A 13,098-nucleotide genomic window follows, 5' to 3' on the forward strand; every position below is an offset into this window, starting at 1 on the left:
AATGAAAATAATAAAAAGCTATACCAGCATATGGAATGTAGAAAAAGTAATTTATGCCATCAATGATTTGAAGTTGCCATTTCCCATCACTTTTAATCAGATGACTTGGTTTATTCTTTCTTTATTTACGGTCATCCTTTTATCGAATGTTCCACCGTTGTCATTTATTGACGGTGCGTTATTAAAATATTTAGGAATACCAGGATTTATCGCATGGTTTATGTCGCAAAAATCTTTTGATGGAAAAAAACCAGTTGGATTTCTTCGTTCCATCTATCGTTATTACTCTAAGCCTAAAGTAACTTTTAATGAAAAAAAGGTGGAAGAGAAACAGTTTATCATAGAGCAAAGTATCACTTATGTAAGGAGTGAAGTCGTTGGATTATCCAATTAAATATATCGAAAACAATTTAGTGTTCAATAATGATGGAGAATGTTTTGCGTATTACGAACTGATCCCATTTAACTATTCTTTTCTTAGCCCTGAAGAAAAGTATAAAGTGCAAGATAATTTTCGTCAGCTAGTAGCTCAATATCGTGAGGGTAAAATTCATGCTCTTCAGTTGAGTGCGGAGTCTAGTATCAAAGAAGTCCAAAACCGGTCGAAAGAAACGGTTAAAGGTAAATTGAAAGAAGCTGCGATTCAACATATTGATGGGCAGACAGAAGCGTTGATTGACTTGATTGGGGAGCATCAAGTTGATTATCGCTTTTTCATTGGTTTCAAGTTGATTTTGAATGATCAGGAAGTAAGCATGAAAAATATTTGGAATGAGTTTGTGCTGGGAATACAAGATTTTGTCCATGATGTGAATTCAAAATTGATGGGTGATTTTGTTCAAATGAGCGTTGATGAGGTTGAACGGTTTAAAAAATTGGAGCAGCTGCTAGAAAACAAATTACTGCGGCGCTTCAATTTCCGTCCACTAAATAAAAATGATTTTGGCTATATATTGGAGCATCTGCATGGAAAAGACGGTATTACCTATGAGGATTATGATTTCCATTTGCCAAGTGTAGAAAGCTCAGGTCAAAGGATCGTAAAAAAATATGACTTGATCAAACCGACCCGTTGTTTGATCGAAGAAAAGCAACGGTATATGAAAATCACGAATGAAGAAAATGAAATCTATGTATCTTACTTTACTATAAATGCAATCGTCGGAGAGATGGAGTTTCCGAATAGTGAACTCTTTTATTTTCAGCAGCAACAATTTTCGTTCCCAATAGATACTTCTATGAATATCGAAGTTGTAACGAATCGAAAAGCCTTATCTACGGTTCGTAATAAGAAAAAGGAACTAAAGGATTTAGATAATCACGCTTGGGAAAGCGACAATGAGACGACTAATAATGTCGTAGATGCGTTAGACTCAGTCAATGAATTAGAGAACGTATTAGATCAAACGAAGGAATCCATGTACAAACTCAGCTATGTCATTCGAGTGTCCGCGCCAAACTTGGATGAATTGAAGAAACGTTGTAATGAAGTCCGAGATTTTTACGATGATTTTAATGTGAAACTGGTCCGTCCTTTCGGGGATATGTTGGGCCTCCAAGGAGAGTTTATCCCTTCTGCCAAACGGTATATGAATGACTACATTCAATACGTGACTAGTGACTTTATTTCCGCGCTAGGTTTTGGGGCGACTCAAAGCTTAGGCGAACGTGAGGGAATCTATGTTGGTTTCAACGTAGATACGGGAAGAAATGTCTTCATTCAACCCAACTTGGCTGCTCAGGGAATTAAGGGGACGATCACCAATGCTCTAGCAGCAGCATTTTTAGGAAGTCTCGGCGGCGGGAAATCCTTCTCCAATAATTTGCTCGTTTATTATGCGGTACTTTTTGGTGGAAAGGCAGTGATTCTTGATCCAAAAAGCGAGCGAGGTAATTGGAAAAATGATCTCGTTCATATAGAAGAAGAGGTAAATATCATCAACCTGACAAGTGAAGAGAAAAATCGAGGTTTACTTGATCCATTCGTGATCCTAGAAAATGCAAAAGATTCTGAAAGTCTTGCAATCGATACGTTGACATTTCTGACTGGAATTTCTTCAAGAGATGGTGAAAAGTTCCCAACATTAAGAAAAGCGATTCATACAGTCGCACAATCAGATCAAAGAGGATTATTGAGAGTGATTGAGGAATTGAGAAATGAGGATTCGGACATTTCTAATAATATCGCTGATCATATCGAGTCTTTCGTCGATTATGATTTTGCTCAACTACTGTTTAGCGATGGAAAGATCGAGAATACGATAAGTTTGGATAAACAATTAAATGTGATCCAAGTTGCTGATTTGATCCTTCCTGATGCCAATACAACAATGGAAGAATATACGACAATGGAAATGCTAAGTGTATCAATGTTGATGGTAATTAGTACCTTTGCACTAGATTTTATCCACTCGGATACTTCGACATTCAAGATCGTTGATTTAGATGAAGCTTGGAGTTTTCTTCAAGTCGCTCAAGGTAAAACTTTATCCATGAAACTAGTCCGTGAAGGCCGAGCCATGAACACGGGAGTATACTTTGTCACTCAGAATGCCAATGACTTATTAGATGAAAAAATGAAAAATAATATTGGGATGAAGTTTGCTTTTCGCTCTACTGATATTAACGAGATAAAGAATACATTGGAATTCTTTGGATTGGATATAGAAGATGAGGGAAATCAAAATCGCCTGCGAAATCTTGAAAACGGTCAAGCACTCTTTCAGGATATTTGGGGGCGGACTGGTGTCATTCAGTTTGATTATATTTTTGAGCATCTATTTCATGCTTTTGATACAAGACCACCTATCAATGGAGGTGATTAAGTGAATAAGAAAAAAGTGATCAAGATACTGCTAGGAATAGTCGGTATCTTTTTTCTTTTGTCAGCAATCTCAATGACCGTCCAGGCAACCGGACTAATCGATGAAACGATCAATAACGGTAACAACTATTCAAAGTATCCAGTAGATAATTATACATTGGATTATTTCGTAGACTCCAAATGGGACTGGCTGCCTTGGAGCTGGGGCGATGGTATTGGTAAAAATGTCATGTTTGGTATTTACAGTATCACGAACCTTATCTGGTTAGTCAGTGTTTACTTATCTAATGCCGCCGGCTATCTCGTTGGTGAAGCCTATTCACTCGATTTTATTAGTGCGACGACTGAATCCATCGGTCGAAATATTCAAACTCTAGCGGGTATCAATCAACGTGGTTTTATGTCTACAGGGTTTTACCCTGGTCTGCTTCTTTTGTTGATTCTGATTATGGGAATCTATGTTACCTATACTGGATTGATCAAACGTCAAACCACCAAAGCAATCGGATCACTACTAAGTTTTTTGACGATTTTTGTTCTGTCCTCTGCTTTTATAGCTTATTCACCAAACTACATCTCTCGAATCAATGACTTTTCATCCGATATAAGTAATGCCGCATTAGATGTAGGTTCAAGAATGACTATGCCCAGTTCGGAAGCAAAAGGTAAAAGTAGTGTAGATGCGATTCGTGATTCTTTGTTTGAGATTCAAGTCAAGCAGCCTTGGATGATTCTCCAATATGGAGATTCAGATATCGAAACGATCGGTAAAGAGCGAGTAGAATCTTTAGAATCCACTAGTCCATTTGCTAATAAGGGGAAAGACCGAATTGAAATTATCAAAGAGGAAATCAATGAAAAAGAAAATGAGAATATGACCATCACTAAGACTATCAATCGGTTAGGTGTCGCCATCTTCATTTTTTTATTTAATATTTTGATTTCTGTTTTTGTCTTTATATTGACGGGTATCATGATATTCTCACAAGTCCTGTTTATTATTTTTGCCGTATTTCTTCCTATTAGTTTTTTACTTTCAATGATTCCAAGTTTTAATCACTTGATGAAAACAACCATTATGCGATTGTTCAATGTCATTATGATGCGGGCAGGGATCACACTTGTATTAACGATTTCTTTTTCACTGTCAGCGATGATTTATGGACTGACTGCAACTCAACCGTTCTTCATTGTAGCGTTCATGCAAATCGTTGTTTTTGCCGGCGTCTATTTCAAACTCAATGACTTAATGGGAATGATGGCCTTGAATAGTTCTGACTCACAAAGTACGGGAAGTCGAGTAATGAGGAGACCTAAGCAAAGTGCGACTAGAGCGATTCGCAAATTGGCTATTAGTGGTTTAGCACTGAAAGGATTGGGATTTACACGGAAGGAAAGGACCCCATCAGATAATCCAGACCAGAAAAATAAACAAGTGAAGCCAGAAGAAAAAGGACAAACTACAAGGAAGCAAAGAGAAGAACCAAAAAAGACCACGTTACCAAATTCCATGAATAAGCGATCAGAAGAAAAGAATATGGAAACCAAGAAAAAGAATCAAATCCAAGTGAAGTCACTTCCGAAAAAAGAATTGAAAAAGAACGAGAAGAAAATTCAAGAGGCTTCTAGAAAATTCAAGCAAGCGAAATATAAAAAGCCGGAAGGAAAATATTCTAGCCAACCCAACAAAGAGGTTCCTGAAAAAACAGAAAAAGGTTCTAAAAGAAAAAATGCACCAATTAGGTCTTTGGAAAAATCGAATAGAGAACCGAAAAATCCATCACATCTTCCTAATAATGAAAAGAATAACACTAGAGAAAAACAGAATGACGTTCCAAAGAAAACACCTCGCCCTCAAAAATATGGAAGTAAACCTTCTAATAAGGTGTCATCTGTAAATCAAAATAAACAAGCTGTTAGAGAATCGCAGATGAAAAAATTGGAGAATGGGGAGTCATTTAAGCGTGAGGCCACTTCCTCAAAAAGTAAGCGTAAAACAATTAGTAAACCAAAAGAAAAAAAGAATCCATCATTAAAAGGTAAAGGAGCGGGCCGAAGATGAAGCGGGTCGTAAAATTAGCTTCGCCTTTGATCGGTTTCTTTCTTTTCCTTGGTCTTCTTTTAGTGGGAATTACTTTCTCCAGTGATGACGATCAAGAAAAATCTGTTTCAACCGAAATGACTGGCCTTAATGTCTCACAGGAAGTATTGAAGCATCAGCCCATAGTTGAGAAATACTGCAAAGAGTACGGAATATCGGATCATATCAATATAATCCTCGCTATCATGCAAGTAGAAAGCGGTGGTAAAATCGCTGATGTGATGCAAAGCTCTGAAAGTTTAGGATTACCACCTAATTCATTGAGTACGGAAGAATCCATTAAACAAGGGTGTAAGTATTTTTCTGAGTTAGTCAAAGCGATTGAGAGCCATGGATGTGATTTGAGTACAGCCATTCAAGCCTATAATTTTGGTGGTGGATTTGTTAACTATGTGGCAACACACGGGAAAAAATATTCGTATGAGTTGGCGGAAGGATTCTCAAAAGAAAAATCTGGTGGTAAACGAGTCGATTATCAAAATCCAGTTGCGATTCCTGTAAACGGCGGATGGAGATATGGGTACGGAAATCAGTTTTATGTAAAATTAGTCGAACAATATTTAGTTACCAACTCAGCCAAATTTGATGACGAAACAGTTCAAAAAATAATGGATGAAGCGTTGAAATACCAAGGATTTCCTTATGTTTTTGGAGGCAGCAATCCACAGACCTCGTTTGATTGTAGCGGTATAACTCAATGGTGCTTTGCAAAGGTCGGAATTAATTTACCTCGGACCGCACAAATGCAATATAACGTGACCCAGCATTTGTCATTAGCTGAAGCAAAACCAGGTGATTTGGTGTTTTTTCACTCAACCTATTCCACCTCAGATTACATCACACACATAGGTATCTATGTCGGTAATAACCGCATGTATCATGCGGGAGATCCAATTGGCTATACTGATTTGACAGACTCTTATTGGCAAGCACATTTAGTCGGTGCGGGGAGAGTTAAGTAAAAGATTTGAAAGGAAAAATTAAATGAAAAAAATAAAAACGAAAAATTTAGGATTAAGGAAAAAGACTACCGCTGCCTTATGGGTATTGTTAGTAGGAAGTCTTGTTTTTGGTGTATATAAAAATTTTACCGCCATTGATCGTCACACAGTCCATGAAGAAAAAATCGTGGAGACTAAGATTGTTGATACAAGTTTTGTTTCCAGTTACGTGGAAGAGTTCGTTCAAATATTCTATTCTTGGGAACCGACCAAAGAAGGATTAGAGAAGCGAACAAACGAACTGAAGAAATATTTATCTGAAGACTTACAACAATTAAATCAAGAAATGATTCGTTCGGACATTCCCACAAAATCGCATGTGAAGAAATCGAAAATTTGGAATGTAAAAAAACTAAACCATCAGGACTATAAAGTTGTTTTCTCAGTGATTCAAACTATTGAAGAGAGCATCGGAGATAAAATTCAGAGAAGAGAAATTGAGTCTGCATTTTCTGTCAAGGTCAGGATAAAAGGTGATGATCGTCTTGCTATTTTGACAAATCCTGTGATGGCCGCGTCACCTAAAAAGTTGGCTATTAAATCTCAGCCATTACAAGATGATATGAGTGTATCCCAAGACACGAAGGACGAAATTCAGGCTTTCCTGAATACCTTCTTCAAAGTCTATCCAACAGCGAAGAATACAGAACTCTTGTACTATGTAAAGGGTAAAGACATAAAGGAAATCAACAAGGACTATATTTTCTCAGAGATCAAACAAATCAACTATTCTGAAATGAATAAAGGGGTCAATGTGAATGTTGTAGCTGTTTATCTTGATAAAGATACGAAAGCAGCGATGCCATTCACATATAGTTTATCTATTGAAAAAACCGAAAAAAATTGGGTAATTATCAACGGAATTTAGGCATACAAAATAAATCATTCGCGGTAAAATGTTTTCACAAACAATGAAAATGGGTGAACTTTATGACGTTGTCAACTTACGGAGCTTGGATTTTTATGGGATTTATGACAGCATTTTTCTTCAGACGATTTAAGAAAACAAAAAGACTATTGATGGTTCCATTATATTTCCTATTACTCTTACTTTTTGGATTTATATTTTTAACAGGTTTTCTATTACTGCTTTTTTAGTCAAAAAGTAAATTAGCATGGAAATCTAAAAAAAGTGTACTACTATTACTATGTATGAAATTAAATTGCAAATCCTGTGAAATTTCTAGAGGCGTACTGTTAGAATTCCGTTTTGATTTTATGTGTGAAAAAGATATTGAGTATGCTTTTTACTTTGAATTGTAATAATTAAATCCCATTACCAACATAAATTTATCTAAGAGTCAGAAAGCTTTTTTGAAGTATGTAAAAAAAGTGTCGAATAAAGTATGTATCTTAATTATAAAAAAAGTATGGATCTCCAAATAATTATCTGTTATTTAGAGGTCCGTAAATTGATTAATGGTATAATGATGTTTATTGAAGTTGTTAGGAGAAATACATAATGGCCAATATGAATGATGTCGCTAGACTAGCAAAAGTTTCGAGAGGAACTGTATCAAACTATATTAATGGTGTGAGAATTAAAGATGAACCAGCTAAAAGAATAGAGAAAGCGATAGAAGAATTGAATTATGTTCCGAATCAAGCTGCTCGGGCACTGAAAAAGCAGACCAGCGATACAATTGCTTTCATTTTGCCGACTATATGGACGCCTTTTTTCGCTGAGCTTACCCATCATATCCAGCTAGAATTGCAACGGCATAATTTGAAAATGTTATTGTGTAATTCTCAGAATGATTTTAACCTAGAATTGGACTACGTAAAAATGGCAAAAGAGGAAAAAGTTCGTGGGATTATCACGATTTCATATAGTGACATTGATCCTTACGTTACGTCAAATTTACCACTCGTTTCGATCGAACGATATTTTAATCAGCATGTTCCGTTTGTCACCAGTGATAACTTCCAAGGGGGGCAATTAGCGGTGAAGTCTTTGCATGAGCGTGGTGCTACCAAACTATTAATGATTCTGAGGGAATTACCCAATAATTTAGGAATCCATGAACGAATGAACGGATTTATTGATTATTGTAAACATCTATCGATTGATTATGATGTCTATTTAGATAAAGGTGATTCAAAAGGATTTTCCAAACGTGTGGAGGAGTATTTAGTTAGTTGTTATAAAGAGGAATGTTCTTTCGATGGGATTTTTACGGCTACTGATCGTTATGCTGAATATGTGATTGATGCCTTTCGGACGCTTAAGTGGCAAATTCCAGAGGATGTTCAATTAATTGGATTTGACGGTGCTCGCAGCTATGAGACAGAGCAGTTGAGAATATCTACAATCGCTCAAGATATTAAAAAAATTGCGGAAATCAGTGTAGAAGAAATGCTCAATTTCAACATAGAAAGGTCTTCTCAAAAAAAGAATATTTTGCCTGTAAAACTGTTGGACTTGCAAACAACGAAAAAGTTGAATGAATAAATTCAACTTTTTTTTATTTATTTTGGTGAAAACGCTTGATTTTTGGAACGTTCCAATTATAATAGAAATATACTTGGAACGTTCCAAAAAAGGAGGAGTAATATGAATTATAAAAATGTAGTAAAAGAAATTGTTTCTGCTGTTGGAGGAAAAGAGAATATTTCTCAAGCAACCCATTGTGTGACTCGCTTGCGTTTGACCTTGAAAGAAGATACATATGATTTAGCCAAATTGGAGAATATCGATGGCGCAAAAGGAGTATTCTATAACAAAGGACAATTGCAGATCGTTTTTGGTACTGGTGTTGTTGAACGGGTTTATGAGGCCTTTATTACTGAAATAGAAATTGATAATAATCAGATTTATGAGGATTTGAACAAAGAAATGACTTGGAAGGACAAACTGACGGAGTTCTTCAAAGCTTTCTCTGATATTTTCGTCGCATTGATACCTGCCATTGTGGGTTGTGCCATGCTGCTGGGTTTACGGTCATTATTTATTACAACCGGACTATTTGGGTTAGAAGGCAGTTTGGCCGACAATTACAAATGGGCAGCCGATACAGCTAGCTTTTTGAATATTATCGCAACGGGGTTGAATTTTCTGCCTGTTTTTGTGGCCTACTCAGCAACCAAGCGTTTTGGTGGGAATCCGGTATTCGGTATTATTCTAGGATTGATTTTGGTTCATCCAGATTTAGGAAATCGTTTTGAGTACATGCAGGGTACTATACAGGATGCTCAATATTGGAGTCTATTCGGATTGAGTATTCCGCAAGTTGCTTTCCAAGGTGGTATTTTCCCAGCAATCCTGACTTCCTTCTTTATGGCGAAATTTGAAAAGTTTGTAACTAAATATACACCTAAAATGCTGACTTTCATTGTTGTTCCAGCGGTAACGATCTTAGTATCAGCATTGTCACTGTTCTTGGTGTTTGGTCCTTTAGGAGATTTAGTTGCTTCTGGGATCGGAACAATAGCGGATTTCTTGTATGTTAAAGCAGGTGTCTTCGGGGCTGGAATTTTTGCGGCTTTACTACAGCCATTGGTTATCACAGGAACGCATCATATGATCGGCTCTATCGAAGCACAATTATTAGCACAAACTGGATTCAACTATATCCAACCTTTATGGGCCGTTTCAATTATCGCTCAAGGAGGTGCAGCAATGGGGATGTTCTTCTTAGCGAAAAAAGGTTCCAAACGTCGTGAGATTTCTTTCTCTAGTTTTATTCCGACGCTTGTGGGTGTTAGTGAACCGGCGATTTTTGCGGTCAACTTGAAGGATTCGCTGATTCCTTTTATTACGGGAGTGCTAGGTGCTGGAATTGGAGGAGCTTACATGAAAATCTTTGATGTAAAAGCGTTAGGTTTTGGTTTGACCGGAATCCCAGGGATAACGATCGTCAATCCGCCGGTAGTGATTCACTATATTTTCGGATGTCTACTATCCTTCTTACTGCCTATCGTATTCCTATTTGTATACAACAAGGTCAAAGGTGTGGCAGGTGCGGAAATTCAGACAAGTGATAGTATAAAGGAAGTGAAGGCGTCGTGAAAACAGGAGTAATAGAAAATCATAAAACCAATGTTTATACGAAAGAAAAACAAGCACAGTTAGAAGAACTTACCAAAGTAGTCGCCCAAAGCAGCTACTTGCCAGAATTACACATTTACCCAAAAGCTGGATTAATGAATGATCCAAATGGACTGGCTTATTTTAATCAAAAATATTATGTCTTCTTCCAATGGTATCCCTTCGCCCCGGTTCATGGACTGAAGCATTGGGGAAAAACGACCTCCAAAGATTTGATTCATTGGTCGGAACAAGAACCGGCTTTGATTCCTGATCGACACTATGAAAAAAATGGCTGCTATTCGGGGAACGCTTTTGAATACGAAGACAAATTGTATTTATTCTATACGGCAAATTTCAAAACACCAGCGGGAAAAATTCCAAAGCAGGCACTAGCGATCATGGACAAGGATGAGAAAATCATAAAAGTTGAAAAGCTAATCATTGATTCTGGAGTCGAAGGATTATCGGGAGAGTTGCGTGACCCATATGTTTTTTCTAGAAATGGTTTGTTTTACATGCTTCTCGGCGGTAGTAAATTCGAAGGAGATGAACACCCAGGTTTCGGAGAAGAGGGCGTGCTATTACTTTATAAAAGTGAGAATTTGTTGGATTGGAACTATCAAGGGTTGATTGATTTACCGATTGATACAGGTTATATGCTGGAATGTCCAAGTCTGATTGAAGTTGATGGAAAAGAAGTTTTATTTTTATCTCCTATGGGAATGGCTTCAGATGAGACACGATTAAATAATCGGTTTGCAACGGTCTATCTAGTCGGTGAATTGGATCTGGAGGAACGAATATTCAAGACGGATCAATGGGATGAAATGGATGCCGGGTTCGATTTTTACGCTCCGCAGGCATTTTATAAAGAAAAGCAACCTCTGATGATGGCGTGGTTTGGTTGCGGTGAACCGGAGTATCCAGTGGATGAGCAATGGCAGCATGGGTTAACCTTCACTCAAAAATTACATTTAAAGCATGGAAAACTTTTACGTTTTCCAGTAGATGAAATTCTTGGAGCCTTTTCTGAAGGTGAAAATGTAACTACTAAGAGCATTATGCCGAATACTTCAACCTATCATTTGCAATTAACAGACGGATTTGATTTTCGAGTGGGTTCAAAGGAGGACTACTGGTCCTTCACGTATGACACTGACAAAGAAGAAGCATGTATTTCCAGAGAAGGATTGGATCAAATAATCGATGAGACATTTGGATTTGAAAGAAAAGCCAAAGTTAAACACTTAACGGTCGTCGATGTTTTTGTTGATAACTCATTTGTGGAGATTTATTTAAATGAAGGAGAAATAGTCTTTTCTTTCAGAGTATTCCAGCAAATCACAGGAACAATTTATTCCACCGCTCATATATTAGTGGGGACGTTGAATAAAAAAAAGTGAACGACTGATGTTTGGGAAATGGAAAAGATACCCTTCTTTAGAAATTCGGGTGGTACCACAGTAAACGGGTAAAAAAATTTACTTTTTTAAAAGAGATAAAATAAAAAAAAGAAGATGATCGATGCTTAGTAACGATCGTCTTCATTTTTTTTGACCCAGAAGAGTGTTTTACTTACTATTTTTTTCTTTTCTTCTTACTTCATAATTCGGTCGATATTCGTGGCAAAGAGTGTGACTGTATCTTGAAACATCATGACTTCAACCAAAAGCAAGGTCATCAATATTTGTGTTATGCCCATCGGTATCGAAGACCAGATGATTTGGGCTCTCGAAAAGAAATGGTGATTCGCTATTACTGACAGAATCATTTTGGCTGGTGGACAGATAAACGTGACCAAGAGGAAACGATTTGATGTCGAAGATTCGTGAGCATGTAAAAGATAACGCTATCTTTTAACGGAAAAAATGGAAGTCTCTCAACATAGTGATGAAAGCTGAATGCAGACGTTTGGCAATGCAAAAGAAGTATTTGCCTTAGATTCTACAACGATGCCCAACATCTGCATAACAGGACTTCTTTATGCAAATTGTCCAAATCCATATTGATCTTCAAAGAAAAATCTTTTGTGCTATGATATACAGTCTCTTTGAAATCCTTGTCTCAGGTAGCATGCTCAGCAAAAGAAAGATCTCTTAAAAAGTGGGGTTTTCAAGTATTTTGATATCTTTTAAAGAATCTCGACAGCCTATTAACTTTATGGAAAAGCTTGTTATCTATGTCTAATATTCAATATCTATATTGTTGCATAGAGGTTTCCTGAACCACTATTAGAAAATATAAATAGGAAAAATATTTACCAATCTTTAAATAGCCGACTATTTATTCTGTTTCCGATATTCTCTAGGTGAAAGACCTTCTTTTGCTTTGAATAGTTTAGAAAAATTTTGAGCATCTTCTATACCAACTGATTGTGAAACGACATTAATGGGATAGTCACTTTGAACTAATAGCTCTTTAGCTTTATTTAACCTTAGCGTAGTTAAGTACTCTTTTGGACTCAAATTGAAATAATCTTTGAATATCCTATGGAGATAAGATCGATCAATATTTAGTGATTCTGCGATTTCATTGATTCTCAAATTATCTTCTAAATTGTTTCGCATAAGCTGCAATGCTTTAGTCAAAAGTACATTTTTCGTGGGAGCTATCTTTCCTTTCTCAACCGGGTATCTTTCACTTAGGTAGAAAAAGATTTCCAACAATTTAGCGTTCAGCAATAGATCATTGTGCTCTGAGATAAGGGATATTTCAAATATTTCGCTGATTTTATCTTTAATAATATCCCCGCCATCGTAAATTGAAAAAATAGGATGATAGCTATTGATAGCAGTTCTCTCCAGATAGCTTTTCACAAGATCTCCGCGAAAACCAATCGAGTAGTACGTCCAAGGATTATCTTTACTGGCTTGATAGGAGACGATATTATCTGGTTTGATGAAGAAAAAATCTCCTTTTTTTAGGCTGTAATGGCGACCTTCACTTGAAAAACAACCCTCGCCTGAATAGACATAATGCAACATATAGCCACTTCTAGTAGTAGGGCCATACTTGTGGGAAGGGAGCGTTTCATCATATCCTACCGTGTATAAATAGATTTGGTCATTAAAATTATGGTTATTAAAAAAGAGTCGCATATTGACCTCCAATCATTGGTTCTAAACAATTTGATATTTTATGT

At 36.7% G+C, this 13,098-nt stretch carries 9 protein-coding genes; 8 read left to right on the top strand and 1 reads right to left on the bottom strand.

The window, feature by feature from the left end; translation table 11 throughout:
* The first annotated feature begins 1 nt into the window (after position 1).
* The 8 genes from I592_RS06275 (at position 2) to I592_RS06310 (ending at position 11,359) form a co-directional block, all read left to right on the top strand.
* Positions 2-394: a conjugal transfer protein gene (locus I592_RS06275; RefSeq protein ID WP_010781054.1), complete on the top strand. Its 393-nt coding sequence runs from the start codon at positions 2-4 to the stop codon at positions 392-394.
* Positions 378-2,825, top strand: a complete 2,448-nt coding sequence (gene tcpF / locus I592_RS06280; protein ID WP_010781053.1) for a conjugal transfer ATPase TcpF — start codon at positions 378-380, stop codon at positions 2,823-2,825. Before I592_RS06275 ends, tcpF begins: the two co-directional genes overlap by 17 nt.
* Positions 2,826-4,886 (top strand): CD3337/EF1877 family mobilome membrane protein, encoded by a 2,061-nt coding sequence (locus tag I592_RS06285; protein ID WP_010781052.1) that lies wholly within the window; start codon positions 2,826-2,828, stop codon positions 4,884-4,886.
* Positions 4,883-5,887, top strand: coding sequence for a bifunctional lytic transglycosylase/C40 family peptidase (locus tag I592_RS06290; protein WP_010781051.1), 1,005 nt, complete (start codon positions 4,883-4,885; stop codon positions 5,885-5,887). Before I592_RS06285 ends, I592_RS06290 begins: the two co-directional genes overlap by 4 nt.
* A 22-nt stretch (positions 5,888-5,909) precedes the next feature.
* The gene (locus I592_RS06295; RefSeq protein WP_010781050.1) at positions 5,910-6,794 is read left to right on the top strand and encodes a conjugal transfer protein; all 885 of its coding nucleotides are present in this window, start codon (positions 5,910-5,912) and stop codon (positions 6,792-6,794) included.
* Positions 6,795-7,388: 594 nt separating this feature from the next.
* Positions 7,389-8,378 carry a LacI family DNA-binding transcriptional regulator gene (locus I592_RS06300; RefSeq protein ID WP_010781049.1) on the top strand — a complete coding sequence of 330 codons (990 nt, stop codon included), beginning with the start codon at positions 7,389-7,391 and terminating at the stop codon, positions 8,376-8,378.
* 102 nt (positions 8,379-8,480) lie between these two features.
* Positions 8,481-9,935 (top strand): PTS transporter subunit EIIC, encoded by a 1,455-nt coding sequence (locus I592_RS06305; RefSeq protein ID WP_010781048.1) that lies wholly within the window; start codon positions 8,481-8,483, stop codon positions 9,933-9,935.
* The gene (locus tag I592_RS06310) at positions 9,932-11,359 is read left to right on the top strand and encodes a glycoside hydrolase family 32 protein (protein WP_010781047.1); all 1,428 of its coding nucleotides are present in this window, start codon (positions 9,932-9,934) and stop codon (positions 11,357-11,359) included. The genes I592_RS06305 and I592_RS06310 overlap by 4 nt, the downstream gene beginning before the upstream one ends.
* Positions 11,360-12,235: 876 nt before the next feature.
* On the opposite strand, the gene I592_RS06315 is transcribed toward I592_RS06310, so the two are convergent.
* On the bottom strand, positions 12,236-13,054 hold the full coding sequence (locus I592_RS06315; protein ID WP_010781046.1) for an AraC family transcriptional regulator: 819 nt from the start codon (positions 13,052-13,054) through the stop codon (positions 12,236-12,238).
* Positions 13,055-13,098: the final 44 nt, after the last annotated feature.

The organism is Enterococcus gilvus ATCC BAA-350, assembly GCF_000407545.1.
GTDB lineage: Bacteria > Bacillota > Bacilli > Lactobacillales > Enterococcaceae > Enterococcus_A > Enterococcus_A gilvus.